Annotated in this window: 21 protein-coding genes and 1 pseudogene; 11 read left to right on the top strand and 11 right to left on the bottom strand. The window is 60.7% G+C overall.

All coding sequences use genetic code 11. The features are described 5' to 3' along the window. Window positions 1–8: 8 nt before the first annotated feature. Window positions 9–1,337, bottom strand: coding sequence for an oxygen-independent coproporphyrinogen III oxidase (locus tag SJQ66_RS14090; protein ID WP_024904986.1), 1,329 nt, complete (start codon window positions 1,335–1,337; stop codon window positions 9–11). 254 nt (window positions 1,338–1,591) lie between these two features. Here SJQ66_RS14090 and SJQ66_RS14085 point away from each other — a divergent pair. The 3 genes and pseudogenes from SJQ66_RS14085 to hemF all read left to right on the top strand — a co-directional run. Next, a pseudogene (locus tag SJQ66_RS14085) lies at window positions 1,592–2,767 on the top strand (PAS domain S-box protein); the annotation flags it as partial. Between the two features lie 167 nt (window positions 2,768–2,934). Further along, complete coding sequence (locus SJQ66_RS14080; RefSeq protein ID WP_024904988.1) at window positions 2,935–3,672, top strand: response regulator; 738 nt, start codon at window positions 2,935–2,937, stop codon at window positions 3,670–3,672. Window positions 3,673–3,869: 197 nt separating this feature from the next. Continuing rightward, a complete protein-coding gene (hemF, locus tag SJQ66_RS14075; protein WP_096335617.1) occupies window positions 3,870–5,003 on the top strand; it encodes an oxygen-dependent coproporphyrinogen oxidase in 1,134 nt (377 codons plus the stop codon). Between the two features lie 12 nt (window positions 5,004–5,015). Here hemF and SJQ66_RS14070 read toward each other — a convergent pair whose 3' ends face one another. Together SJQ66_RS14070 and SJQ66_RS14065 are read right to left on the bottom strand one after the other, a co-directional pair. Next, window positions 5,016–7,250 (bottom strand): glycoside hydrolase family 15 protein, encoded by a 2,235-nt coding sequence (locus SJQ66_RS14070; RefSeq protein WP_320534913.1) that lies wholly within the window; start codon window positions 7,248–7,250, stop codon window positions 5,016–5,018. Beyond that, the gene (locus SJQ66_RS14065) at window positions 7,243–8,082 is read right to left on the bottom strand and encodes an SDR family oxidoreductase (protein ID WP_024904991.1); all 840 of its coding nucleotides are present in this window, start codon (window positions 8,080–8,082) and stop codon (window positions 7,243–7,245) included. The genes SJQ66_RS14070 and SJQ66_RS14065 overlap by 8 nt, the downstream gene beginning before the upstream one ends. Window positions 8,083–8,309: 227 nt before the next feature. Between SJQ66_RS14065 and SJQ66_RS14060 the strand changes: the two genes are divergently transcribed. From SJQ66_RS14060 to SJQ66_RS14035, 6 genes are all read left to right on the top strand, one after another. Beyond that, window positions 8,310–8,870, top strand: a complete 561-nt coding sequence (locus SJQ66_RS14060; RefSeq protein WP_320534912.1) for a hypothetical protein — start codon at window positions 8,310–8,312, stop codon at window positions 8,868–8,870. Window positions 8,871–8,875: 5 nt separating this feature from the next. Next, window positions 8,876–10,306 (top strand): IS1182 family transposase, encoded by a 1,431-nt coding sequence (locus SJQ66_RS14055; RefSeq protein WP_224028112.1) that lies wholly within the window; start codon window positions 8,876–8,878, stop codon window positions 10,304–10,306. Between the two features lie 83 nt (window positions 10,307–10,389). Further along, a complete protein-coding gene (locus SJQ66_RS14050) occupies window positions 10,390–11,913 on the top strand; it encodes a peptidoglycan D,D-transpeptidase FtsI family protein (protein ID WP_320534911.1) in 1,524 nt (507 codons plus the stop codon). Between the two features lie 247 nt (window positions 11,914–12,160). Then, on the top strand, window positions 12,161–13,192 hold the full coding sequence (locus SJQ66_RS14045; protein ID WP_320534910.1) for an alpha/beta fold hydrolase: 1,032 nt from the start codon (window positions 12,161–12,163) through the stop codon (window positions 13,190–13,192). Between the two features lie 99 nt (window positions 13,193–13,291). Continuing rightward, a complete protein-coding gene (locus SJQ66_RS14040; RefSeq protein ID WP_320534909.1) occupies window positions 13,292–13,594 on the top strand; it encodes a carbamoyltransferase C-terminal domain-containing protein in 303 nt (100 codons plus the stop codon). Beyond that, on the top strand, window positions 13,591–14,784 hold the full coding sequence (locus SJQ66_RS14035) for an MFS transporter (protein WP_253464241.1): 1,194 nt from the start codon (window positions 13,591–13,593) through the stop codon (window positions 14,782–14,784). The genes SJQ66_RS14040 and SJQ66_RS14035 overlap by 4 nt, the downstream gene beginning before the upstream one ends. A 144-nt stretch (window positions 14,785–14,928) precedes the next feature. Here the strand turns inward: SJQ66_RS14035 and SJQ66_RS14030 are convergent, their stop codons facing one another. From SJQ66_RS14030 to SJQ66_RS14010, 5 genes are all read right to left on the bottom strand, one after another. After that, window positions 14,929–15,258: a RebB family R body protein gene (locus tag SJQ66_RS14030; RefSeq protein WP_024904995.1), complete on the bottom strand. Its 330-nt coding sequence runs from the start codon at window positions 15,256–15,258 to the stop codon at window positions 14,929–14,931. A gap of 10 nt (window positions 15,259–15,268) precedes the next feature. Next, window positions 15,269–15,514, bottom strand: a complete 246-nt coding sequence (locus tag SJQ66_RS14025) for a RebB family R body protein (protein ID WP_260843878.1) — start codon at window positions 15,512–15,514, stop codon at window positions 15,269–15,271. A 326-nt stretch (window positions 15,515–15,840) separates the two neighbouring features. After that, window positions 15,841–16,893 (bottom strand): alkene reductase, encoded by a 1,053-nt coding sequence (locus SJQ66_RS14020; protein WP_320534908.1) that lies wholly within the window; start codon window positions 16,891–16,893, stop codon window positions 15,841–15,843. 145 nt (window positions 16,894–17,038) lie between these two features. Then, on the bottom strand, window positions 17,039–18,208 hold the full coding sequence (locus SJQ66_RS14015) for an MFS transporter (protein ID WP_320534907.1): 1,170 nt from the start codon (window positions 18,206–18,208) through the stop codon (window positions 17,039–17,041). Between the two features lie 62 nt (window positions 18,209–18,270). Beyond that, a complete protein-coding gene (locus SJQ66_RS14010) occupies window positions 18,271–18,651 on the bottom strand; it encodes an ArsR/SmtB family transcription factor (protein ID WP_024904998.1) in 381 nt (126 codons plus the stop codon). A 491-nt stretch (window positions 18,652–19,142) separates the two neighbouring features. On the opposite strand from SJQ66_RS14010, the gene SJQ66_RS14005 reads away from it, so the two are divergent. Further along, window positions 19,143–20,807 (top strand): phospholipase C, encoded by a 1,665-nt coding sequence (locus SJQ66_RS14005; RefSeq protein WP_407691533.1) that lies wholly within the window; start codon window positions 19,143–19,145, stop codon window positions 20,805–20,807. 5 nt (window positions 20,808–20,812) lie between these two features. Then, window positions 20,813–22,372, top strand: coding sequence for a cytochrome-c peroxidase (locus SJQ66_RS14000; protein WP_236693406.1), 1,560 nt, complete (start codon window positions 20,813–20,815; stop codon window positions 22,370–22,372). 125 nt (window positions 22,373–22,497) lie between these two features. Here the strand turns inward: SJQ66_RS14000 and dbpA are convergent, their stop codons facing one another. The 3 genes from dbpA to SJQ66_RS13985 all read right to left on the bottom strand — a co-directional run bounded on the left by dbpA (window position 22,498) and on the right by SJQ66_RS13985 (window position 25,774). After that, window positions 22,498–23,844, bottom strand: coding sequence for an ATP-dependent RNA helicase DbpA (dbpA, locus tag SJQ66_RS13995; protein ID WP_046152461.1), 1,347 nt, complete (start codon window positions 23,842–23,844; stop codon window positions 22,498–22,500). A 247-nt stretch (window positions 23,845–24,091) separates the two neighbouring features. After that, complete coding sequence (locus tag SJQ66_RS13990; protein ID WP_036012132.1) at window positions 24,092–24,994, bottom strand: alpha/beta hydrolase; 903 nt, start codon at window positions 24,992–24,994, stop codon at window positions 24,092–24,094. 3 nt (window positions 24,995–24,997) lie between these two features. Then, on the bottom strand, window positions 24,998–25,774 hold the full coding sequence (locus SJQ66_RS13985; protein ID WP_036012135.1) for a DUF4118 domain-containing protein: 777 nt from the start codon (window positions 25,772–25,774) through the stop codon (window positions 24,998–25,000). Window positions 25,775–25,946 lie beyond the last annotated feature (172 nt).

Raw genomic sequence — 25,946 nt, 5'->3', positions numbered from 1 at the left:
GGGCAGCGCTATAGCGGACCGTGAAGGGGCATGCGCAGTCGGGCCTGCTTCACCGCGTCGTCGAATACCATTGCGATACTGCCGGCAATCAGGCGACCGGCATCGGTCAGCTCGACCATCGCGTCGTCGAACAGCATCAGCCCGACCTGTTCGAATGCGCGCAATGCCGCGGTTTCCTCGGCAAAACCGCGGACGAAGTCGATGCGATGCGTCGTTTCGATGGCAGCGATGTCGATGAACAGATCCGTCACCAAGGCCTGGATGATCGCGCGTCGCGCCATGTCGTTGGCACCGAGGACGGCGCCGCGCTTGACGGGTAACTGATCGTGCATCAACGCCTGACGGTAGCGCGTGGGATCGGCGCGGTTTTGATAATACGCATTGCCCACCGTCCCGATGGCATCCGGGCCAATGCCCAGCACCAGCGATACGGGGCGCAGTGACGCACCGTGCGATTTGCGCAACAGGCGTCCCTGGCGATGGGCCACGGCAAGGGGATCATCGGTGCGCGCATACAAGTCCTGGCCGATGCAGCGATAGCCCGCGGCGGCAAGGATGCGTGCCGCGCAGACCAGCAGGCTCATCACCTCAACCGTCGAGCGGTCGCTATGCGAGCGGTCAAGTACCGGACGGAAGCCGCGCCGACAGTCTTCCGCGTGTTGCAAGACGACGTAGGACGGCCCTGCATCGAGCAGCGCGGTCAGCGCTTCACGCATGGCGCCGGCGGTCTGGCCTGGCGCACCGTAGACGAAGCCCGCGCCGATCGACGCAAAATTCATTACGGCCGCTGTTTGCACCCAGCGGCGTACCCCTTCGGACGCGTTGCCATCGTCCACGATCTCGATCCGCTGGAAGCCGTCGCCACGCAACATCTGGATTGCGCCGGTCCGTCGGCATGAGGCTGGCACCGTGACACTGCAGTGAGCATGGGGCGACATCGCGAAATGGTCGCGCAACAGGGTCATCAGCCACGGTGGTGACGTGCCATCACGTTCGGCATAACCGCCGTGCGGCGCCTCGTGCCAACTGAGCCGGACTTCGTCGACCGGCACGGCGCGGCCGACACCATCGGATGCCAGGCGCGCCACATGGAGCGCCATATCGCGGCCGAGTAACGCGGGAAGTTCGCGCCAGTCGCGGCTGGACCAGCCCATGCCCGGCGCGGGCAGGCGCAGATCCATGGCGACGCGCACGGGACCGAGGGACGAGCAGGCGGCTAGCGTGGCATCCAGCGCTGCCGCGTCGAATGCTTCCACGAACCAGTCGCTGGCGGGGTAGATATCGTATCGCGGCGCGCACCGGCGGTGCCGTTGGATTACGGCGGTATCGACGTCCATGGGGAGGTATACTCGGGCTCAGGCAAACGGAAGGGGTCGTGCCCAGGACCATACCGCGCCGGTGCCCTCTGTCGATTGACCTGCATCAAGGAACATTCTGGCTCATCGTCATGTCCGATCCCGTTTCCGCCGCGAATTCGTCACGCCCCGCCGTCGCATCGTCGTCTTTCGATGTGCCGTCGGCGTGCACGCCGCATGCCGCGTTGCCGCTCCCGCCGTTTGCCAACGCGGGCGATATGCAGCGCCAATTCGAAGGCATCATCCGCTCGGCATCCGAGGCCATCATCACGATCGACGAGGCGCAAACGATCCTGATTTTCAATCCGACCGCGGAAAAGTTGTTTGGCTGTACCGCACAGGACGCGATAGGCACCTCGTTGGAGCGCTTCATTCCGCAACGGTACCGGCATGCGCATGCACAGCAGGTGCGGCAGTTCGGCGTGACGGGCATTAGCGAACGGCAAATGGGCAAGCGCAGGCCGTTGTTCGGCCTGCGTGCCGATGGCACCGAGTTTCCCATCGAGGCATCGATTTCCCAATTCGTCGAATGCGCCGGGCCGGGTAGCCAGGATGGGGACGCGAGCAGGCGCGGTGGCGAAGAACACGGCGACGGTGACGGTTCCGGCGATACCGGGCGCCGTGTGTACACGGTGCTGTTGCGCGATATCACCGCGCGTTTGCAGGCAAGGGCCGAACTACAAGCATCACGCAATGAATTGCGCCACCTGTCCGCCAGTATTCAAGCGGCGCGAGAAGATGAGCAGTCGCGTATCGCGCGCGAGCTGCATGACGATCTCGGACAACGTCTCACGGCGTTGAAAGTCGATCTGTCGTTGTTGGAGGCGGATCTGGACGAAGAAGCGTCGCGTTCCGAGACTGCGTTGCACCGATGGCGAGGTCGCACGTCGGAAATGAAGCGCCTGATCGACGATACGGTGCAGGCCGTCCGTCGAATTGCCGCCGATTTACGCCCGGTGATGCTCGATGACTTGGGGTTGGTGGCCGCCATCGACTGGCTTGCCAGTGAGTGGCGCCGGCGGCATGGCATCGTCGTGACGGTTCGTTCGGGAGCATCGGGAGAGGGCCTCGCCGTCGAAGGAAGCGAGGCCACTGCCGACGATGCGGACGACTGGCCCATTACCGATAATGCCACCACGGCGATCTTCCGGATCGTGCAGGAATCGCTGACCAATATCGGACGACATGCCAACGCGACGCGCGCCATCGTGACGCTGCAACGGACGACCGCCGCGCCGTCCCCCGACGCACCGCTCCAGCCGTGTTATCGCATATGGGTCGCGGACAATGGCGTGGGGGTGGGCGGATCGAATACGCCGCCCCATGCGTCGTCGGCCGGGGGGCCGCATGCGCGCGGATCGTTCGGCTTGATCGGCATGCGTGAGCGCGCCACGTTGATGGGCGGCGTCTTGCGTTACGGCAGCCCTGCCGAAGTGAGGCAAAGGGTGTGGGAGATGGACGATAAAGGCGTCCATGAACCATGGCCAAAGGCGGCATGGGACACCGCGGTGATGTTCGATAATGGGTTTGTGATCTGCGTGACGGTGCCATCTGCGGCCATTGCCCGCGAGGAGACGCGATGAACGGCGGGACATTGGCCGATGGTATCGGTGCCCCGGATAACAAAGGCACATTTGATGCAATCGGCACTGATCCCGTGGTTATTCGTGTGCTGATCGCCGATGACCATGCCTTGGTCCGTGAGGGGCTGGGTCATATCCTGCGGAAAGCGCGGTGCTTCGAGATAGCGGGCGAGGCGGCGGATGCGGAAAGCACGCTGGCCATGGTCAACCAGGCCTTTGCACAGGTCTTGTTGCTGGACCTGTCGATGCCTGGCGGGAACGGACTGGATTTGATTCCAAAGATCCGCGCGATGCGGCCGGCGTTGAAGATCCTGGTATTGACGATGCATGCGGAACGCCAGTACGCGTTGCGGGCTTTTAAGGCCGGAGCGAATGGCTATCTGACGAAGGAAAGCGCATCGACGGAATTGGTCAATGCGGTATCGCGTGTTGCCGGTGGACATCCGTATGTGAGCATGGCGATGGCGGAAAACATGGCGGTGGCGCTGACGCGCGGCGCGAACGATGCTGACGGGCCGCCGCCACAGGACACGCTGTCGGACAGGGAGCTGGACGTGTATCGACGGTTTGTCGCGGGCCAGAGCATTAATGAGATTGCGGCGGCATTACACGTCAGCCCGAAAACCGTCAGCACATACAAAGCGCGCATTCTTGAAAAAATGGCGATGACGACCGATGCGGCCTTGATCCGCTATGCCGTGAAGCACGGGCTCTTCGACGATCTGGGCGATTGAGGAGACGGTGGAAAACCACGAGCATGCGGGCCTATCGGGGGCCGGATGCTTCTTGCCGGACCCATGAGCCGTCGATTCGCGCCACGCGATGCGGGATCCGCGTCTATCTTGACCCATATCAACATCGCTGTTGCACCCTCCCGCTAGACTGACAGTCATGTCCTTTGGCGAGGCGCCGTTTTGCGGCGCGTCCGATCATGTCCGTGCCGTCCGCTTCGTCCTCCGTTCGCCGCACCGCGGCCTTGCAATCACGGCGGGTCCAGCCCGCCGTGGTGCTGCCGTCGCGTGGCGCCCGCGTCTCGTCGGGACCCAATTGGCTCGCGGCCGACGTGTCCCCGGCGGACACGTCGATACCGGACGCGTCGCTGACCAGCGCCATACTCTCGCCCGACGTCGCCGCTGTCCGTGCCTACCTCTTGCAACTGCAGACCCGTATCGTCGATGCCTTGACGCAAGCCGATGGCCAGCCGTTCCGCGAGGATGCCTGGACGCGACCGGCAGGTGACGTGCTGGAGGGGGATGGCATTACCCGGGTGATCGAGGAAGGGGGTTTCTTCGAGCGGGGCGGCTGCAATTTCTCACAGGTACGTGGGGCGGCATTGCCGGAATCCGCCAGCGCCGGTCGTCGCCACCTGGCGGGCAGGCCTTTCGAGGCGCTGGGCGTTTCACTGGTGCTGCACCCACGCAATCCTTACTGCCCTACCACGCATATGAACGTGCGGATGTTCATCGTGCAGCCGGAGGCGGGGAGTAGCAAAGCACCGACTTTCTGGTTCGGTGGCGGGATGGACCTGACCCCGTTCTATGGTTTCGATGACGACATCCGGCACTTTCACCAAACCTGTGCCGACGCGTTGGCGCCGTTCGGCGCGGAGCTTTATCCGGCATTCAAGCTATGGTGTGATGCGTATTTCCATCTGCCGCATCGCAATGAGCCGCGCGGTGTGGGCGGCATCTTCTTCGACGACTTCGCTGATTTTGGTTTCGAGGGCAGCTTTGCGCTGCTGCGCGCGGTGGGCGATGCTTTCCTGAGCGCCTATCTGCCGATCATCGAGAAGCGACGCGATCGTCTCTATGGCGAGCGCGAACGCGACTTCCAGGCCTACCGGCGCGGACGGTATGTTGAATTCAACCTGCTGCAGGATCGCGGCACCATTTTCGGCCTGAAAGGCGGCGGGCGCACGGATGCAATATTGATGTCGATGCCCCCGAATCCGATTTGGCGGTACGACTGGGCGCCCGAGCCGGGCTCCGTGGAAGCGCTTTTTACCACCCGATACCTTCAGCCGCGCGATTGGTTGACAGGGGAGGGACTGTCCACGTCGTGCTGAAGATCACACCGCCTAGAGATTCCGGTCCAGCTCATACGCCGCGCTGATCAGCGCGAGATGCGGCAGACATTGCGGGAAGTTGCCCAACGGTTCACCGGCGGCCGATAGCTCCTCGGAATACAAACCGAGGTGATTCGCATAGCCGAGCGTTTTCTCAAAAATCAGTCGTCCCTCATCCACGCGTCCGGCCCGCGCCAGCGCTTCCGCATACCAGAAACTGCAGGCGAGGAAGCTACCTTCGCTGCCGTCCAGGCCATCGCCGCCGTCTGGCGGATAACGATAGACCAGCGGGTCCACGACCAGTTCGCGTCCGATCGCATCCAGTGTGCTGAGCCAGCGGGGGTCCTTTGGCGAAATGAATTTGACGAGCGGCATCATCAATGCCGCGGCATCCAGTCGGTTACCGCCTCGGGATTGGACGAACGCTTTCAGATCCGGATTCCAGAAGTGGGTGAAGATATCGTCGTAGATGTCGCCGCGGACGGCGGTCCAGCGCTCGACCGGCGCCGGCAATGAACGCTTGGCCGCCAGCCGCAGCGCACGGTCAACGGCCACCCAGCACATCAGCCGCGAATGCAGCAGGGGTTGGTTGCCGGGGCGGAACTCCCAAATGCCGGCATCCGGTTCACGCCAATGTTCGACGACATACTCGATCATCTTCGTCACATTACGCCACCCGTCGTGGGAGATGGGCGTACCGTACTTATTGTCCAGGTAAAGCGCGTCCATCAACGCGCCATAGATATCCAGCTGCAATTGGTCGGCCGCGGCGTTGCCGATAAGCGGTGGCTGCTGAGCGTGCCCATCGGCAAGCGATGCCAGTGCCACTTCCTCCGACGGACAATCGCCGGCCAGGCCATAGACCACCTTGAGACGGCCATCGAAATCCGGATGATCCGCGCGCCGGTTCATCCAGCGGACAAAGGCATCCGCCTCGTCCGCGTGGCCCAGCCGGATCAGCGCATAAATGGAAAATGCCGCGTCACGAATCCAGGTGTATCGATAGTCCCATCGCCGATGGCCTTCGGTTGTCTCGGGCAGGCCGAAGGTCCCGGCAGCGATGATGGCGCCGTGGTCGCGCGAGCTTAGTAATTTCAACAGCAACGCCGAGCGCGTCACCATTTCACGGTAGCGGCCGCGGCAGGTTGCGCGATCACTCCAGGCGCGCCATCCGGCAATCGTCGCATGCAGGCACGGCACGATCGCCGCCAGTGTTTGCCGTCCGGGGGACATCATGCCCTTTTCGTCGTTCGCAGGCGACCGGCGTCCTTCGCCTTCCTCGTGTGACGATGCCTTGCCGCAGGCTGGGGCGCGCGATGGTGAGGGCATTGCCAGTGACGCATTGATATCCGCTTCCGGGCTATGAATCGCACGGGCAATGTCGCCCGTTGCACCTTGCCCGAGGCCGTCGTCGTCGGCACCAAAAACGAATGCCACGCGTGTTCCTTCGCTCAGCGCGAAGTGCGCGCAGGCGTCGCCGTTGGCGATCGACAGCGGCACCGATGCACTCAGCCGCAATGGTGGTTGCCGGATGCGGTCTTGCGCGGGGGCGCCCACGCCGTCCGATGCGGCCGCGACGTCCTGTGGTGGCGCGTCGTCGTAACACGGGATGAACAGTACGTCGCCGTGTGCGTCTTGCGTGGTCTCGTGCGGCGTGCGGGCATAATTGAAGCGGGGTGCGCAAAGCAAGTCGAATCCAATCGTGCCGCGAATGATGGATACGATCCGGATCAGCTGATTGGCCTCGGTGCATTGCGGCGCGGCGTGCCCTTCCTGCGGCACACTCGTGCCGGGGGCATGATTGCCGTCGTTGCGTCCGGTATGCAACGGCATGAAATCGACGATCTCGACAACGCCTTCTTCGGACATGAAGCGCGTCAACAGCACGTTCGTCTCCGGCAGGTACATCTGACGCACGCGCGGCCGTTGCAAGCGCGGTGCAATGGCGAAATGGCCACCGCGCTCCGCATCGAGCAGTGACGCGAACACCGTAGGGGAGTCGAATGCCGGATAACAGAGAAAATCGATATGTGCTGCCGTGCTGACCAAGGCAAGCGTGCGCATGTTGCCGACCACGCCATGGTCTCCGATGGCGGCGCTTACCGGTGTGATGTTCGCCGGACCGCGCGGCGTGTCATCCGGGGTGCCGAATGACGCATCGGATGCCGAATGGTTATCCGTGGCGCCGTCTCGCGCGGCGGGACCTTTTTGCGTGGATGCGCCTCGCGGCCGGTTTGTATCAGCCATTGTCTTCAAATCCCGGATACAAGGTCATGCCGCCATCAACGTACAGGGTCGTGCCAACGACATAATCGCTTTCGTCCGATGCCAGGAACACTGCGGCATTACCGATGTCTTCCGCCTCGCCGATGCGCTTGTACGGCACCAGACGCAGTAACTTTTCCAGCGCTTCCGGCGTTTCCCATGCCTCCTGGTTGATTGGCGTACGGATAGCGCCTGGCGATATGGCGTTGATGCGGATTTTCTTCGGTGCGAATTCCTGTGCAAGCGTGCGCATCATCATGTTGATCCCGCCTTTGGTAGCGGCATAATTCACGTGCCCTGCCCACGGGATGACGTCATGGACGGAACTCATGCAGATCACCTTGCCCAGCGCCTTCGAGTGCGGCGGGTGCCCATCGGGAAACTGTTGCTTCCGTTGCCGTGCCAGAAAGGCTCGCGCCGCGGCCTGGACGGTCAGGAACTGGCCGGTCAGGTTTGTCTCGATGACTTTGTGCCAGTCTTCCAGCGTCATATCGATCGATGGCGCGTCTTTCTGGATGCCTGAATTGGCAACGACGATATCGACGTCCCCCAACTGATCGTGGACGGTCGCGAACATGCGTGCGATATCGTCCGGCTGGCCGACATCGGCCTTTATCGAGACGGCACGGCCACCTGCACGTCGGATTTCGTCGACCAACTCATGCGCGCTGTCGGCATTGGCGTGGTAATTGACGGCGACCGCGGCACCCTCCTTGGCCAGCGCCGTTGCCACGCCAGCGCCGATGCCGGAACTGGCACCGGTCACCAGTGCCACCTGGTTGGCAAGTTTGCCGACGGGTTTGGGATCATTCATCAGTCGCTCCTGGAAAATAAGGTGGCACGGTCAGGCAAACGGCTGCCATCCGCACGGGGGACGTCCGTTTGCCGAGCGCGGTTGATGGTGCGTGTGGCCCGTCACGGCGCGCCCGCGCCATCGATGAAATGCACAGGAATGCAGCATTCGTGCCACGACGCCGCACGATGTAACGGACAGGGGCATCGCGATAGGGCTAGACTTAATGCAATTTGGGCAGTTCGCTGATGGTGTTTATCTGGCTGATGGGCAGTATGTGCGGCGACGATATGGCAAACGAGAACGGCATGAAGCACAGCGTAGGGCGTGGCAAGGCAGGTAAAAACGGTCGTGTGGATGGTCGTATTGGCGCATCCGGACGCGCTGCCGCCGACGTATTACCGCTGCTGGCCGGTTTGTCTGCCTGTTCCGGGCGGCCAACCCGCTCAGGGGCGACCCATGGCATGCGTTCGCCAATGGTGCCGGGCGGATTGCCGCGCTGGCGTTCGGCGGTGGTGATGGCGCTCTTGACCTTGGCGTTCATCGGTTTGGGCGCCCGGGCATTTTGGGTGCAAGTCATCGATCAGACTTTCTACGATGCCGAGGGTCGCAAGCGGTTCTCGCGCGAGCTGGCGATGCCGGCGGCACGTGGTGACATCGTCGACCGGCATGGCCGGTTGCTGGCGATGAGCCAACCGGTACGGACCGTGTACGCCATGCCGTCGGCATTGGCGCGGCCATTGCCGGCCCAGATTGTGTCAAAACGCATTTTGGATGCGTTAAAATTTGCCATCCGAAAGCGAGGATGAGCAACATGAAACGGTTCGTTCAAGGCGACAATCGTACACAAAGCTCTCTCCTTCCTGAAGCGCTCGATGACTACGTGACGGACACCAATCCCGTGCGCGTAGTTGATGTCTTTGTCGATGAGCTTGATCTTCGTAAGCTTGGGTTTGAAGGCGTCGAACCAGCGTTGACTGGTCGGCCGTCGTATCACCCCGAGGTGATGCTCAAGATCTATATCTACGGGTACCTGAATCGTATTCAGTCGAGCCGCCGCCTTGAACGCGAGGCTCAGCGCAACGTCGAACTCATGTGGCTTACGGGCCGCCTGGCACCAGACTTCAAGACCATTGCGCGGTTCCGTAAAGACAACGGCAAAGCGATCCGTAGCGTCTGCCGTCAGTTCGTCGTGCTGTGCCAGCGTCTGGACCTCTTCGCCGAAGCGATCGTTGCGATTGACGGCAGCAAGTTCAAGGCGGTGAACCACCGCGACCGTAACTTCACGAGCGCGAAGCTTGAACGACGCATGCGCGACATCGAGTCAAGTATCGCTCGCTATCTCGAGGCAATGGACACAGCGGATCGTCAGGAGCCGGCAGTCGCGAAGGTCAGGACAGAGCGACTGCAAGACAAGATTGCGGCCTTGAAGGAGCAGATGCGAAGCCTCAAGGAGATCGAGGTGCGACTGAACGCGACACCTGACAAGCAGGTTTCGCTTACCGACCCGGACGCGCGTTCAATGAAGACGCGTGGGACCGGAGTTGTTGGCTACAACGTCCAGACGGCAGTGGATACGAAACACCATTTGATCGTCGCGCACGAGGTAACTAACAACGGCATTGATCGTGATCAACTGACGTCGATGGCGAAGCTTGCCCGAACGGAAATGGGTGTAGGCAAACTCACTGCGATCGCGGATCGAGGCTACTACAAGAGCGAAGAGATACTTGCATGCCACGAAGCTGGCATCACCGTATTCGTGGCAAAGACGGTGACATCAACCGCCACGGCGCATGGCCGTTTCAGCAGGGATGATTTTATTTACAACCCGGAAACGAACGAATATCGGTGTCCGGCCGGTGAGCGGCTCATCTGGCGATGCTGGACCATAGAGCGTGCTCTGAAGCTCGGCAAGTATTGGAGTTCGAATTGCCAGCAGTGCTCGTTAAAAGAGAAATGTACGCCGGGCACTGAGCGGCGTATGACCCGCTGGGAGCACGAGACCCTTGTTGAGGAAATGCAGGCGCGACTTGATCATGCTCCTGAGATAATGCGTACCCGGCGAGAGACAGTCGAGCATCCCTTCGGCACGATTAAGGCATGGATGGGGGCCACTCATTTCCTCACGCGGACCATCGAACGAGTGAGCACTGAAATGAGCTTGCACGTGCTGGCGTACAACATGAAGCGAGTGATCCGGTTACTCGGTTCAGAAACGCTTATGACAGCAATGCGGGCGTGATGCCCGCATGGGGTTGTTGAACCTTTGCAATCTGTTCGCCGGGTTTCGTTCGGCTTGTCGCAATCGAAAAGCTGCAACGTCCGATGAGACCGGTTTCGTTATTTCTTGTGGCCGCCCGTTTCGACACAGTCTGGGCCGACAAGCGGAATGCGCTCGCTGCACTGCTCGACCTGTCGCCGGATCGGCTGGAGGCGATGCTGGCAGTGGACCGGCACTTCATTTATCTCAAAAGATTGGTGCCGCTGGACGTTGCCGAGAAGGTGCGGGCGTTGGGGATTCCGGAAGTGCGGACATCGGAAGCGTGGCAACGGGTATATCCGGACGGCATCGCCAGCGCGCAATTGCTCGGCTTTACCGATATTGACGGCATGGGCCAGGAAGGCATCGAGGCCGCATTCGACAAGCAACTCCAGCCGCGCCCAGGCGCGCGCGCGGTGATCCGCAACCGTTTGGGCGAGATTGTCGATAACACGATATTGCGTGAGCCGGTGATGGGCGAGCGGTTGCAACTGACGGTGGATGCCCGGTTGCAGCAGGCCAGTTATGAGGCACTGGAACAAGCGGTGCATGCGCATGGTGCGGCAGGCGGCGGCGCCGTGGTGCTCGATGCCCGCACCGGCGAGGTGTTGGCGATGACGAACTGGCCGTCTTTCGATCCCGGGAAGCCGCGCGCCCGCACGGGTGATGCGTTGCGCAATCGCGTGATCACCGATCAGTTCGAACCGGGTTCCACGGTTAAGCCGATCCACGTGGCGAATGCGCTGGAGCGCAGATGGGTGAACCCGGAGACCGTCATCAATGTATCGCCCGGTTGGGAGCGGGTGGGGCGTTTTGTCGTGCGTGATACCATGCCGCGCGATGCGCTGAGCGTGGGCGGTGTCCTGCAATATTCGAGCAATGTCGGCATGATCCGGCTGATGTCGCGTGGTACCGCGGAGCAAGTCCACGAGGGGCTCGAGGCGGCGGGATTCGGCATTCGCCCGGATTTGCCGTTTCCCGGCGCGTCCTCGGGGCGTTTGCGCGCATCGTCGGCCTGGAGCGGGACGGACAAGGCCGCTTTCTCGTACGGCTATGGTTTCTCGGTATCACTGCTGCAACTTGCGCGCGCCTTCACGATGTTCGGCCCTGAGGGCCGCATATTGCCCTTGAGCCTCACGATGGCGGAAACGATGCCGACGGCGACGCGGGATGACGCGGGTCGTGGTGCGCAGGCCGATGCCGCGCAGAGACGATTGTCGCCAAAGACGACCGCGGCGGTACGGCGGATGCTGCGAGAAGGCGTGGATGGTGATGGTTCCGCCAAGCGTGCGCGCGTGCCGCATTACGCGATTGCGGCCAAGACGGGTACCACCCGGAAGCTGGCGGGCAAGCAATACGCGAAAAACGCCTATCTGGCCACCGCGGTGGGGCTGGCACCGGAAACTGATCCGCGCTATGTGGTGGCGGTGATGATCGATGGCCCGACGGGCGCGGTGCGGGGAGGGGGTACCGTCGCCACGCCCGTGCTGTCGGAGATCATGAGCGAGGCGCTGAGGCTTGGCGCCGTCATGCCGGACAGGATGCCGCCGAGGGAGGTGACCGTGGCGCCGGCCGAGGTGGAGGGATAAAAGGTCGCCGCTGTGTGGACGATCTCCGCGTGACGCGTGGGTGTACCAGGTCGCGGCTTGCCGTTCCGGCAGGCCAGGGTTTTGCTGGCCTTTTGGTGCGACGCCAGCATCCGGCGCGGATGCGCGGCTAACGGTAGACTGACGGGTGAATGACGATCGCGCCGGAGACACGCGCTGGCGATGAGTTGGTTTGGCCGGGTTTGGCGATCGTTGCGGTACCTGTTGATACCTCGATGCCGGATAGCCCATGACGACTGCTGCAAACGACGATGTCACCTTCCCCCATTTCGCCGATGGTCAATTGCCGGTAGGTCATGGGCACGCCATCTATTGGCGTGCCCATGGCCGCCCCGATGCACCTGTGGTATTGATCGTTCATGGCGGGCCGGGTGGTGCGTTGAATCCGTCGTGGGCGCAGTTTTTCGACCCGCTGAAATGGCGCGTGGTGTTGTTTGACCAGCGCGGCTGTGGTCGGTCGACGCCATTCGGCAAGACCGAACACAACGGACTGAGCGATCTGGTCGGTGATATCGAGGCATTGCGGACCGCGCTGGGTATTGAAAGATGGGCGCTGTTTGGCGGTTCCTGGGGTACGACGCTGGCGTTGGCTTACGGCATCGCGCATCCCGAGCGGTGTACCGGCTTCCTGCTGCGCGGCATCTTCCTGGCGCGGCGTGAGGATATCGATTGGTTCCTGTGGGATGTGCGGCGCGTGTTTCCGGAGGCGCACGATCGATTCCTCGATGCGATCGAACGCGCGGACGGGCGGCGGCCTCGGAATCGCGACCAGATTCTCGAATATGCCGCGGCGCCGCTATCGCGCTTCGACGCGGCCGGCGTTGCGCTCGCCAAGGCGTGGTCCGGGTTCGAGGCCAAGCTGTCGTCGGTGGGAAGCGTGAAGCCGAAGACGCCTGCGGATGCCGGCGCCGTGCCGAAGCCAGCACCGGCCGCGCCCGTGGAGGGGGGCAGTTCGCGAGAAGCCGAGCAGCGGGCGGTGTCGATGGCATTGCTCGAGCATCATTACATGGCGCATGAACTGCCCGCGCCGGATTTTCTTTCACGCGTGCACGCGTTGCAGGATCACCCCTGCATCATCGTGCATGGCCGCTTCGATATGGTGTGCCCCGCCGATCAGGCGGTGGCCCTGCACGCCGCGTGGCCGTCTTCGCAATTACGGATGATCGATGCGTCAGGACATTGGACGTTCGAGCCGGGAATCGCCGCGGCGTTGCACGACGGGGCCGATGCGTTAGGGCGGGCGATCGGTGGGGGAAGATGACAGCACCCAGCGATCAAAATAAATATCTTTGGCGTAGCTTGCCGCATAGTGCCACTGCGAGTGGTGTATTCCAAAGAAATACAAGCCTACAGGCGCGGGATGCTTTATTTCACAACTGTACGGAATAAAGCACTACGTGCGATAACGCACGTGGACGGATCGTCTCGCGTGCAAACAGTAAGCCAAGTCGACAACGGCAAACTGCACAAATTACTCCAAAGCTTCAAACTAGAAACGGGTGTTGGCGTACTCTGTAACACGTCTTTGAATTTCAACGGGAAAGGGTTTATTAACCGGACTACGGATCTCGTTGCGTATGCTGAGGAGGTAGGCCTCGACGGGTTTGTGATCGACGGTGAAATATACGTACGAGATGCGCATCGGTTCCAGCAATTCAGATGAAAGAACCGTCACCGCTCGCCTGGCCGCGAGGATATCGTTACCTGCTCCTCGCTCGCGCCAATAGTTCCGTCATACTTCGGGTTGATTTCACGTTGATATTTTCAGCGTTAACCTACTTTTGGCACGCGGAGGCAACGACGATCGGCATTGCCTCCGCACTTTATGGTTTGCCTGGCCTGCTGCTCGGCCCGTTCTTCGGACGTCTTGCAGACAGGCATCCACCCTTGATCTTTTTGCGCTACAGCTATTTAGCCAGGAGCATCACATCGCTTTGTTTGCTGCTTGCGCCCAATGCCTGGATTTTTGTTTTCTTTGTGTTATTGAAAGGGCTAAGCAATTTGGGAGCCATGCCGGCAGAGCAGGTGCTTATTCGGATGATGCTGACTCCCGGGCAGTTTGTGGATAACGCGCGTTGGATGACGCTTATCGATCAAGGTATCAAGATCATGGCACCATTACTTGCTGCTGTCATCGCCGGTCTTCACGTTCCCCTGCTAGGATTTGCTTTCTCCGCAACGCTCGCTTTATTTGGGGTCATGCTCCTGTTGCTATTAGCGCATGTCGGCCTGTCCGCCGACGACAACACGGTAAAACGCACGCAACCTCGTGTCCTTGATCTTTGGAATTTTCTCGCGCGGCATCGCGAATTCAGAAACGCCTTTATTGCATCGCTTGTTCAAACGTTGACACTAGGTTTATACGATCCGATGCTCGCGTTATTTCTCCGGGCGCAGGGATTTGCCGCGTCGACATTTGGCGAGATCGTCAGCTGTACAGCAGCCGGGGGGATTATTGGAGCACTGTTATTTAGGCGAATCTTGGCTACCTGGAACATGACATGCGTTTCCACGGCCGGCCTGATCGGTTTTGGCGTGACGGTATTGCTACCGGGAGCAGCTGCGCTTGCTGGCGCTCCGTTAGGGAAAGAGGCGCTCTTTATCATCTGGCTGGCAAACGGCGCGTGTTTTGGTATCACCGAGATGACGTTCGGCGTCGTGATGCAAACCGCATCGCCGCCACAGGCGCTGGGTACGATTAGCGCGACTGCACGTAGTGCACAGCTTGCTGCATTGGTTATTGGACCTTTGATTGGATCAAGTGCAATAAGTGTCGTATCGCTGCCAACGCTTTTTGTTATTAGCGGCACATTTGCAATTGGTTCGGGCGCGCTTGTCGGATTGATGCGATAGATAAGGGAAGACGACAGTTCATGCGATCGATGATCGTTCTGTCCGGTGGTAACGCACGTTGGTCATATGCTGGGCTTTATACCGAAAAAGTGCCGTATCTAATGCCAAGCGCGCGGTTCACATTCAAGTCACGACCGCGTTCGGTTACTGGTCTGGCGGGAGGCTGCGTAATACCGTCAGCAGACTGGTCAGGTTATCGGCAATGCCACCCTGGGAGACTTTCTCGGTGGCTGCGGCCCCGGCCATGGTGTTCTCGCTATAGATTTGCATCACACCTTGATTGTCGGCCGCCTGGGCCAGCGTGTTTTGCTGTTGCTGTGCAGACACCGCATTCTGGAACAGAATACCGCTGGAGTGCGCCATCGTCTCGTAGACCGATCCCAGCGCCATGGCCGGGGCCTCACCCACGACCTTTACATTCGACTGCGTGACGGCATCGGTAATCTGGTTATTGACGGAAGTCGGAAAAGTCATCTTGTTTCTCCTATCGCGGAATGTTTAGCGCACGCGGCGCATTAACGGTTTTAAAACGCTTGCAAGGTAGCAAGCATGCTCGTGAGGTTGTCCGCGATCCTCCCTGCGATACCTTCTCCGTTCCAGCCGCGCCTGCCATCATGTCCATACTATATATCTGCATCACCCCCCTATTTGACGCTGCCTGCGTCAAGGTGTCTTGTTGTTGCTGCGCCGATACAGCGTTCTCGAAGAGGATGCCGGTCGAATGCGCCATCGTTTGATATATCGACCATGTATCGAGGCTGCCTGGTATGCCCTGGCGAAGGCATCAGGGGTTGTCGCTTTATACGGTTGAATGAATTGCGCCCCGTGAAGAATCGGGGCTTGCGTTGTCATGCTGGTGGGTTATCACGTGTCATCGCGTCTTAGCTTACGCCGACGAGCTGCAGTGGCATTGCCCCAATCGCGGTTACTAAAGGGCGTCGGCGCATCATCGGGCTGACCCTGCGCCGCTGCTTGCTCCGCTCAGAAGTCGGAGCAGGGTGGCGTGCCGAACGTAAAGCCGGTCGGCACGTATCAACGTTTCTTGGTCGACCCTCCTTATGCGAGTGCCGGGTAATCCGTATAGCCCTCAGCGCCTGACGTGTAGAACAGATCCGGCCGTGCTTCATTCAGCGGGGCACTGGCTTTCAGCCGCGCGGGCAGATCCGGATTCGCGATAAAGGGCACGCCGAACGCGACCGCATCTGCGTCACCTGCATCAATTACCTGCTGCGCCGTATCCCGGTTGAACTTTTCATTCGACACATACACACCGCCGAACGCTTTCTTCAGCGCAGGTCCGATACGTTTTTCACCCAGTGATTCGCGGGCGGCGATAAACGCGATACGACGCTTGCCCAGTTCGGTGGCCAGATACGAAAACACTGCCAGGGGATCACTATCGCCCATCGTGTGCATATCGCCGCGCGGCGACAAATGCATCCCCACACGATCCGCCCCCCAGACATCGATACAGGCGTCGGTCACTTCCAATGCCAAACGTGCGCGGTTTTCAACCGAGCCACCATAATCGTCATCCCGCTGGTTCGTGCTGTCTTGCAGGAACTGATCAAGCAGATAGCCGTTGGCGCCGTGCACTTCCACGCCGTCGAAGCCGGCCGCCTTGGCATTTTCCGCAGCGCGCCGGTAATCGGCGACGATCCCCGGCAATTCCGACGCATCCAGTGGGCGCGGCGTTTCGAACGCGGTGATTGGACGCACCAGGCTCACGTGTCCGCCCGCCGCAATCGGGCTCGGTGCTACCGGCAACGCGCCATTCAAGAAGCGGGAATGCGAAATGCGGCCGACGTGCCAGAGCTGCATCAGGATATGTCCGCCCTTCGCATGCACGGCGTCGGTCACCTGACGCCAACCGCCCACTTGGTCATTGTTCCAGATGCCAGGGGTGCCGGCATATCCGACACCCTGCGGACTGATGGAGGTCGCTTCAGTGAGGATCATCCCCGCCGACGCACGCTGCGCATAGTACTCGGCCATCAAGGCATTCGGCACGCGGCTGTCGCCTGCGCGCGAACGCGTCAATGGCGCCATGAAAACGCGGTTCGGCAGGGACAGTGCACCTACTTGAATCGGATCGAATAACGATGTCATTGCACACTCCTTTAGGGAAAAACTTAAAAAGACATACGGTGCCAATAGACACCGCGTCACATGCCACAAGGGAATACTTTTCAAGCAAGCAAGCAAGCAAGCAAGCAAGGCATACGCCACGCCTATTGCCGCATTTCAATCTAATTCACGCGCCTGTTGCTACGGCGAGGCCCGTGGATCGTGCAATCCGCAGTGACTGCAATGTCGCCAGCAATGCGCAAATGGCGAGCCCCGCGGCTGCAATAGGTACATAGTGCAATTCATGTGTTCGCGCGATGACGGTCCCACCAACCCACGCCCCTAACGCATTCCCGATATTGAACGCGCCGATGTTCAGCGTGGCGATCAGGTTGGGCGCATCCTTGCCGAATGTCATCACATTGATCTGCAGCGCCGGCACCGCGCCGAACGTGACAATGCCCCATAGGGCCAGCGTGATGATCGCCCCCACCATCCCGACACTGGTCCAGAAGAACGCGACGCTGGTCAACACCATGCCAATGAAGGCCAGGATCAACGTGCGTCCCAGTGACGCATCCGCCATGCGGCCGCCGATGTAGTTTCCAACCGTCAGGCCGATACCGATCACGAACAAGGTCCATGTCACCGTCCGCGGTGATACATGCGTGATCTGCTCCAACATCGGCGCGATATACGTGAACAGCGCGAACATCGCGGCCGAAAACAGCGTGGTGGTCAGCAATGCGCAATGCACGCCAATGCTCTTGAGCCCACCTATCTCGGAAAGCAGATCGATACGAGGTTCGTTCTTGTTGACCGGCAACACGCGCCACAAACCAAGGAGTGACATCACGCCGATGACGGCAACGGCCCAAAATGGCGAACGCCATCCGGCTGCTTGACCCAGTCCGGTACCAAGCGGCACGCCCAGCACGTTGGCCAGGGTCAGCCCGGTGAACATCAACGATACTGCTTGTGCGCGACGGTTGGGTGCCACCAGGTTCGCTGCGGCCACGGAGCCAATGCCAAAGAACGCGTCATGGCAGAGCGACGTGATCACGCGCGCGATCATGAGGAAACCATAGTCGGGGGCGACCGCGCACAGAACATTGCCTATGATGAAGATGCCCATCAGCATCAGCAACGCGCGCTTCCGAGCTAGCCGGGCGGTAAGCAGCGCCATGATCGGCGCGCCGATGGCAACGCCCAGCGCATATCCGCTGATGAGCCATCCGGCGCTGGGAATCGAGATATCGAGGCTGCGCGAGACGTCAGGCAGCAAGCCCATGATGACGAATTCCGTGGTGCCGATCGCAAAGGCGCTAAGGGCAAGGACAAATAAGGCAATTGGCATGATAAGGAACACTAAAAAGTGAAACAGACTAACCACGCGATGTTGCGATTGTGACAGCCAGCTCAGATCAAATCGTCGAGCCGCTGTTTGAAGGCGGCTATCGCATCATCATCGCGGCGGAAGAAATGCCATTGCCCGAAGCGGGTTGACGTAATCAGGCCGGCGCGAACGAGCGTGGCCAGATGCACGGAGACGGTGGACTGCGAGATCCCGGCACGCGCGTCGATTTGGCCTGCGCAGACCCCGAGTTCACGCGCATGCGTCTGCGCTGGAAACTCCTGGCCCGGGTCTTTGAGCCACGCAAGAATCTGGCGTCGCAACGGATGACTCAACGCCTTCAGCACCACTTCGAGATCGGGATCGTTTGCGTCCGCGTGCTGTCGTGCAACCGAGTTGCCATTGCCCGATGCCTTCGCGGCGCTACCGTTGTCTTTTCTTGTCATGCCTTTCGTGATTACCGTGGAACGCGCCATTTTGGTGTCATGTAATCGCTTTGAAAGATATCGCCATGGTTCGGCACCGCGCTGTAGCCCGCGGATGCCACCGCCCGATGCAAAAAGAATGACGGACCTACAACTTTTTCCATTGCACTCGTGGGGACGCAGGCGGCCGAAGCGCAACGCGATGCGACGTATATCGTTAAGTCACGAAGTTCATATCGTGATTCTACGATATAAGTGAAAACACCATCGGCGTCAGGGGATTCTCTCGCTATCCGATGTCGGTGAAGTGTAAGAAAACCTTCGCCATACCTGCCGAAGCCTTTCATTCAAGGGCACGATTCTTGAATAAACGTCGCACAACTGTCAGCCAATGTGCATTTTTAGAAAGGATTGCGTCAGCAATTCGTCATGAGGGAGCCTTTTATTGTCGATACCCTTTCCGCGCATTTCCCCACAAGACGCTCTCCAGACATCGGGAATCCGAGGACAACATGCCACGCATTAAAACGACTGCCATTGCGGCAGGACTCTCTATCGCCATGGCGGCGGGCATTCTGGCCGCCTGTGGTGGTTCGAATGGGCATCCTGCGACCGTGAGTCTCAGCGCGCAAGACGCGCTGGCGACAAAGACGCCGATCAAGCACGTTGTGGTGATCTTTGGCGAAAACATCTCATACGATCACTATTTCGGTACGTATCCGAATGCGTCGAATCCAGAAGGCGAGCCGGTGTTCACGGCGTTGACGGGCACGCCTGCGGCGAACAACTACACGGCGAATGCGTCGCTGTTGACCGCTAACCCGAACTACACGAACACGGCCAACGGTACCGGCGCGTCAAACCCGTTCCGCCTGGATCGGTCGCAGGCCTGCACGGCGTCGATGAATCATAACTACGGTCCGGAACAGCAGGCATTCGACAATCTGGCAATGGACCTGTTCCCGAAGTACACGGGCAGGGCCGGCGCGATCGGGTCCGCCACTTATGCCACCACCGGCCTGGTGATGGGTTACTTCGATGGCAACACGGTCACCGGGCTGTGGAACTACGCGCAGCATTTCGCGATGAACGACAACTCGTTCAACACCCAGTTCGGCCCGTCGACCCCTGGTGCGCTGAACCTGATTTCGGGTCAGACGAACGGCGCGACGGCTGCGTTGTCGTCCTCCACCACGCCTGCGGCGGCGGCTGTGACGTCCGGCTACACGGTGGCGGATGGACAAGCCGGTTATACGGTTATCGGTGATCCGGACCCAACCGGGGATGCCTGCTCGTCGACGACGAACGCGACCGTGTCAATGAGCGGCAAGAACATCGGCGATGTTTTGAATGCATCCAACATCACCTGGGGCTGGTTCGAGGGCGGCTTCGACCGCACGAAGACGAATCCGAACGGCACGACCGGGTGCCAGCGCTCGTCGTACTCGTCGGTGGTGGGAGGCTACAAGAGCGATTACGTGCCTCACCACGAGCCGTTCCAATACTACGCCTCCACCGCGAACCCGACGCACGCACGGCCGACGTCGACCGCGATGATCGGTTATACCGATGCCGCGAATCACCAATACGACACCGATGACTTCTTCACGGCCGTGGCGGCGGGCAACTTCCCGTCGGTCAGTTTCCTGAAAGCCCCCGCGATCCAGGATGCCCACGCCGGCAACTCGGACCCGCTGGATGAGCAGGTATTCGTGACCACGGTCATCAACTTCCTGCAAAAGCAAACGGACTGGAGCAGCACGGCGGTGATCCTGGCCTACGACGACTCGGACGGTTGGTACGACCACGCGTATCAAATCGTGAACCCGTCGTTCTCGACGCTGGATTCGCTGAACGGCACGTCAACCTGCGGGTCGGGCTCGCCACTGAACGGGGTCAATGGTTCGCCTGTCAATGGCCGTTGCGGCTATGGCCCGCGCCTGCCGCTACTGGTGGTTTCGCCGTATGCGAAGTCCAACTACATCGACCACACGCTGACCGACCAGACGTCCGTGCTGCGCTTTATCGAGGACAACTGGCTTTCGGGTCAACGTATTGGTCAAGGCTCTTTCGATGCGAAAGCCGGCACGATCGAGAACATGTTCGATTTCTCGAACAACGGTGCCACGCAGAAGTTGTTCCTGGATACCGGTACGGGCCTGCAAGTTTCGAGCTGACAACAATGATGATTCTTGCTCGGCGGCGCATCGCCGTCACCCTGGGCGCCATGCAATCGCTACTTGTGAGCGTCCTGCTGGCGGCCTGTGGGCAACAACATGATGGCGGCAACGCGGCGCCGCAATCGGCTGTTCGTGCCGCGGCACCCTCGTCGGTCTCGTCCGACGTGACATCGAACACGCAGGCCGCCGCGCCCTCCGCATCCAAGCCGTCGACCGGCGATTCGGCCGCGCCGTCCGTGGCGCCGGATGCGGTACTGCGCGCTGCGGCGCCTGCCAAGGGCGCAAGCGTGCCATACGACGCGGCGCCTTGGCGGGATCACCCGGTCCCGCTCAGCGCCATGGCGCAGTTGGGCAAGCAGTTGTTCTTTGAGAAGTCGCTGTCCGGGTCGGGCAAGATGGCCTGTGCCTCTTGCCATGATCCGTCGCATGCCTATGGACCGCCGAATGGCCTTGCCGTCCAGCTGGGTGGTCTCGATATGCAAAAGCAGGGTGCCCGCGCGGTGCCCTCCTTGAAGTATCTCGAACACAATCCGGATTTCACGATCGGACCGAACAGTTCCGTGCCTGATACCGATGTCGCCACGGCTGCACCGGCCGCGCCGGTGAGCGACGTCAAGGTGGCGTCGGTGGCGAAGGGGGGGAACCCGACTGGCGCTGCGGCGGCGGCACAGCAGGCGGCAGCGAACAATGTGCCGCAGGGGGGCTTCGACTGGGACGGTCGCATCGATACGTTCCAGGATCAAGCCACCGGTCCCCTGCTCGATCCCCATGAGATGGCAAACAAGAATGCCTCGGAAGTGGTCAGCAAGCTGCGTGACTTGCCGTATGCGGCCAAGTTCAAGCAATTATTCGGCGACCGTATCTTCGATGATGAACATCTTGCCATCAGCGAAGCATTGTTTGCATTGACGCGATATCAATTGGAAGACCCGAGTTTCCATCCATACGACAGCAAGTACGACTACTACCTGGCCGGCAAGGCCACGTTATCCGAGCAGGAGATGCGCGGGCTGAAGCTATTTGAAGATCCGAACAAGGGAAATTGCTCGTCATGCCATATCGACAAGCCATCGGTGGACGGTAAGTTCCCGCCGGTTTTCACGGATTTTCAGTTCGAGGCATTCGGTGCGCCGCGTAACATGGAAATCGCGGCTAACCGGAATCCGCATTACTACGACCTTGGTTTGTGCGGTCCGGTTCGCAAGGACTATACGCATGTGGATGCCTACTGTGGTCTCTTCAAGACGCCGACGTTGCGCAATGTGTTATCCAGGAAGGTCTTTTTCCACAACGGCGTGTTCCATTCCATTGACGATGTAATGCACTTCTATGTACAGCGCGAGACCGATCCCGCGCGCTGGTATCCAAAGGGCAAGAATGGCAAGTTGGACGTGTATAACGACTTGCCCGCCAGATACAAGAAGAATGTCGATGTGGCCGACGCGCCGTTCGATCGCAAGCACGGCGATGCGCCGGCGCTGAATGACGGCGAGATCAAGGATGTGATCGCCTTCCTCGGGACGCTGAACGATGGCTATCAACCGGAGCAGGCCGCGAAGTAACGGAGCGGGCAGCGCTTGATGCCGGGGCGATCGGTGCCGGTACCTTCGCATGAATGAAAACGGGCCGAACGGATGCTGCTTTCGGCCCGTTTTGCCTGCGTGGCAGGTTCGGTGTTGTCGACGATTCAGTCGCGCAACAATCTGACGCGCACGGTCTTGCCTTTGATCGTGCCGGCATTCAGCCGCTTTGCGGCCTCCTTGGCGATGTCCCGGCCTACGGCGACATAGGTCGAGAACTCGGTGACGTTGATCTTGCCGATCTGGTCGCCGGCGAAACCCGCGTCCTTCGTCAATGCGCCCAGCACGTCACCGGGCCTGATCTTTTCCTTGCGTCCGCCCAGAATCTGCAGCGTCGCCATCGGCGGCAGGAGGCGGGTCGAATTATCGGCGGGCAGCTGGTCCAGCGTTTCCCATTTCGCATCCTGACCGCTTTGCCGCTCGATCGCGGCCACGCGCGCGATCTCCTCACCGGCGGCCAACGTCACGGCAGTTCCTTGCTGGTCCGCGCGTCCGGTCCGGCCAATGCGGTGGACGTGTATTTCCGGGTCCGGCGTCACGTCGACATTGATCACCAATTCCAGATCCGCGACATCCAGTCCGCGCGCGGCGACGTCGGTTGCCACTAGCACCGTGCAACTCCGATTCGAGAACTGGATCAATACCTGATCCCGATCCCGCTGCTCCAGGTCGCCGTGCAACGCCATCGCTTCCAGGCCTGTGCCGCGGAGATACTCGACCACCTCGGTACAGCGCCGCTTGGTGTTGCAAAAGGCAATCGCACTGACCGGACGGAAATGCATCAGCACTTGCGCGATGGCGGGAAGACGCGAGTCGGCATCGATCTCGATATAGCGCTGGCGGATCTTCGTTGGTGCATGCGGGGCATCGATCTTGATTTCACGCGGATCGCGCAGAAACTGGCGGCTCAGCTTGCCGATGCCTTCAGGATAGGTCGCGGAAAACAGCAGTGTCTGGCGTTTCGCCGGACACTGCTGTGCAATGCCGGCGATGTCGTCGTAGAAGCCCATGTCGAGCATCCGGTCGGCTTCATCCAGTACCAGCGTGCGCAACGAATCCACTCTGAGCGAGCCGCGTGCCAGATGATCGATGATCCGGCCCGGCGTTCCCACGACGATGTGCGCGCCGTGTTCGAGGCTGGCCATCTGCGGCCGCATCGTCACGCCGCCACACAGCGTCAGCACCTTGATATTTTCTTCCGCTCGCGCCAGACGCCGGATTTCCTGAGCGACTTGATCGGCGAGTTCCCGCGTGGGACAGAGCACCAGCGCCTGTGGATCGCTCATGTAGCGGGTCTCCAGGTGCGCGAGCAGGGCAAGCGCAAAGGCGGCGGTCTTGCCGCTGCCGGTCTGCGCCTGCGCGATCAGGTCATGCCCGGCCAGTGTCAGCGGCAAGCTTTGCGCCTGAATGGGCGTCATGGCGTGATAACCCATTCGCGCCAGATTTTCGCGCATCGAGGCGGAGAGTGGCAGCGTATCGAAACGCAGGGCCGCCGGAACAGCGGCCAGGGTGTCGACGGGCGTGGCCGAAAGGTCGGTGGTGACGGGCGGGACGGGGGCGGTCATGATGGTCGATTCTCGGACGGGCGGCGAGGCGCCGCGACGGCTGCGGCAAAGGGCGGCGGTGGCCACGATGGCAGCACACGCCGCGCTGTCTGCACACCTCAAGGCCGCAAGGGTAGCAGATTCCCCGAACCGCCCGCTATTTCCCGATGGATGCCAATTGCCGCAAGCGTCGCGCCAATGCCTTCGATACCACGGCGGCGTTCGTGCCGCCGGCCCGTGACGCCGCTTCGCTCTCGCGCAGAAATACAACGATTTCACGAGCAACGATCTCGCGTTCGTTGTCGACGGTGACCATATGGTAGGAATCGTCGAGAAAAATCATTCGCTGAAATGCCGAGCGTATCGAGGCCGTCACCATTTGCGCATTCTTCGGGCTGGCCGTCTCGTCGTCGATCGCGTGCACGACCAGGCAATCGCGCTCGATCGTCGGCAGCACACGCTTTACATGTCGCGCCAGTTGGTTCGCCGTATGCAACGCCGGCATCGAAATCGTGGCGGGCCCCACCTCGCTGAGCTGCCCGCTTTCCATCGCTCGCGCGACTTTCGTCCGCAGCGCCTCGTTCTTCAACCCGAACGGTTCACTCTCACGATAGCGCCAAAGATGACGCAACGGCGTGTGATAGGCCCAATCGAGGAGGAAGCGATACCAGGGAATGGCCCAGCCGTCGTAGTGAATCGTCGTGGACAGCAAGGCAAGTGCCTGCGCCTGGGGACGCGCATGCAACAATGCAAGTGACAACGTGGCGCCCATCGAGAGCCCGCAGACGGATACGCGCTCGCAGCGGGCAGCCAGCGCATCGTAGGCTTGCGTGGCGGCATCGATCCACCGCTGCAGCGTAGGGGCATCCGGGTCCAGGCTGTAGCCGTCGAGGACGGGCACGTCAACGGTGAAGCCTTCCCGATGCAATGCACGGGCAAGAAAGCGCATTTCCAGCGGCGAGCTCGACAGCCCGTGCAACAGCAACACGCCGTGACCGTCGCCGGTATATTGGATGGGCGCAATGGTGTGCTTGGCCGCACGAATGGAAGCACCGGTCATGACTCAGCCCTCCAGGCGCAAGATCAGAAATTGCCCGTTCGGGGTGGTATACCGCTCGCAAATCGCATCGACAAGATCGGCTGGCGCGGCGGTGCCATCAGGGGCTAGGTCCTCCTGCGTCGCCGCGCGGCGTAGTCGCACTTTCTGCGCGCCGAGCGTCGGCAGGTTGCCCAGTCGGGCGATGTCGTCAGGATGCACGTCGTCAAAGCGCGCGCATGGCTGCATGGCCGCCGCTGCGCCGGGCATCTGATCCGGTGTCGTGACCTGAATGAACACGAGCTTGTCGTTTTTCTCGGTAAGCATTCGTAGCAGCCGATGCGTTTCGCCGGCATCGCGCCGCGCCAGCAGACGGTCATTGTCCGCACGCAGCAGCATCTCGTAACGACAGCGCGCCACCGCGGCAACCATCTCGGAATGATATTGGCCGCGCCGTAGCCGCTCGATCAGCCCGATGATCACCGTCCCCAGCAATGGATAGCTGATGCCGAGGATGATGTCGTTTCTGTCGATTTGCTGAATTTGGCCGTACGGCGGCACGAACATGACGTCCGTAATGACGAAGCCGGTGGTCATTACCGCGATGGCGGGCCAAAGACCGAAGTAATACTCGATGATCGCAGCGGCGATATAGAACGCGAAATCCGGGCGCGCCGGACCAAGCAGTGGTTGCAGCGACAGCCGGACGCCGGTCGCCACGATAACGGCGATGGCGGCGAAAAACCAGCCGCGCTTGCCACCGGGCGCCCAGCGCCGGGCATTTTTGATCGAAGACGTGGTCATGCGCAATGTCACGGGAAGTACAGGAGCCTCGGCACAAGCACAAGTGGCGCTTGAAAGACAATGAAAGGAATTGGAAGGCAAAACGGGATGTACCCGTGTCGCGTTGCCCTACTTCGCGTCAGCCGAGATTTCAAGATTGCAATCCGGCGATGTCCCACAAGGATCAGTGCAG

This window comes from Robbsia andropogonis, from assembly GCF_034047095.1.
GTDB classification, from domain to species: Bacteria; Pseudomonadota; Gammaproteobacteria; order Burkholderiales; family Burkholderiaceae; genus Robbsia; species Robbsia andropogonis.
Note: the sequence above shows the minus strand (reverse complement) of the source record. Positions and strands in the feature narration are given on the sequence as shown.

Bases quoted from the DNA above. Each gene is read 5' to 3' on its own strand.
- SJQ66_RS14090 (WP_024904986.1), bottom strand. From the start codon at position 1,337: ATGGACGTCGATACCGCCGTAATCCAACGGCACCGCCGGTGCGCGCCG.
- SJQ66_RS14080 (WP_024904988.1), top strand. From the start codon at position 2,935: ATGAACGGCGGGACATTGGCCGATGGTATCGGTGCCCCGGATAACAAA.
- hemF (WP_096335617.1), top strand. From the start codon at position 3,870: ATGTCCGTGCCGTCCGCTTCGTCCTCCGTTCGCCGCACCGCGGCCTTG.
- SJQ66_RS14070 (WP_320534913.1), bottom strand. From the start codon at position 7,250: ATGGCTGATACAAACCGGCCGCGAGGCGCATCCACGCAAAAAGGTCCC.
- SJQ66_RS14065 (WP_024904991.1), bottom strand. From the start codon at position 8,082: ATGAATGATCCCAAACCCGTCGGCAAACTTGCCAACCAGGTGGCACTG.
- SJQ66_RS14060 (WP_320534912.1), top strand. From the start codon at position 8,310: ATGGTGTTTATCTGGCTGATGGGCAGTATGTGCGGCGACGATATGGCA.
- SJQ66_RS14055 (WP_224028112.1), top strand. From the start codon at position 8,876: ATGAAACGGTTCGTTCAAGGCGACAATCGTACACAAAGCTCTCTCCTT.
- SJQ66_RS14050 (WP_320534911.1), top strand. From the start codon at position 10,390: ATGAGACCGGTTTCGTTATTTCTTGTGGCCGCCCGTTTCGACACAGTC.
- SJQ66_RS14045 (WP_320534910.1), top strand. From the start codon at position 12,161: ATGACGACTGCTGCAAACGACGATGTCACCTTCCCCCATTTCGCCGAT.
- SJQ66_RS14040 (WP_320534909.1), top strand. From the start codon at position 13,292: ATGCTTTATTTCACAACTGTACGGAATAAAGCACTACGTGCGATAACG.
- SJQ66_RS14035 (WP_253464241.1), top strand. From the start codon at position 13,591: ATGAAAGAACCGTCACCGCTCGCCTGGCCGCGAGGATATCGTTACCTG.
- SJQ66_RS14030 (WP_024904995.1), bottom strand. From the start codon at position 15,258: ATGACTTTTCCGACTTCCGTCAATAACCAGATTACCGATGCCGTCACG.
- SJQ66_RS14025 (WP_260843878.1), bottom strand. From the start codon at position 15,514: ATGGCGCATTCGACCGGCATCCTCTTCGAGAACGCTGTATCGGCGCAG.
- SJQ66_RS14020 (WP_320534908.1), bottom strand. From the start codon at position 16,893: ATGACATCGTTATTCGATCCGATTCAAGTAGGTGCACTGTCCCTGCCG.
- SJQ66_RS14015 (WP_320534907.1), bottom strand. From the start codon at position 18,208: ATGCCAATTGCCTTATTTGTCCTTGCCCTTAGCGCCTTTGCGATCGGC.
- SJQ66_RS14010 (WP_024904998.1), bottom strand. From the start codon at position 18,651: ATGACAAGAAAAGACAACGGTAGCGCCGCGAAGGCATCGGGCAATGGC.
- SJQ66_RS14005 (WP_407691533.1), top strand. From the start codon at position 19,143: ATGCCACGCATTAAAACGACTGCCATTGCGGCAGGACTCTCTATCGCC.
- SJQ66_RS14000 (WP_236693406.1), top strand. From the start codon at position 20,813: ATGATGATTCTTGCTCGGCGGCGCATCGCCGTCACCCTGGGCGCCATG.
- dbpA (WP_046152461.1), bottom strand. From the start codon at position 23,844: ATGCGCGAAAATCTGGCGCGAATGGGTTATCACGCCATGACGCCCATT.
- SJQ66_RS13990 (WP_036012132.1), bottom strand. From the start codon at position 24,994: ATGACCGGTGCTTCCATTCGTGCGGCCAAGCACACCATTGCGCCCATC.
- SJQ66_RS13985 (WP_036012135.1), bottom strand. From the start codon at position 25,774: ATGACCACGTCTTCGATCAAAAATGCCCGGCGCTGGGCGCCCGGTGGC.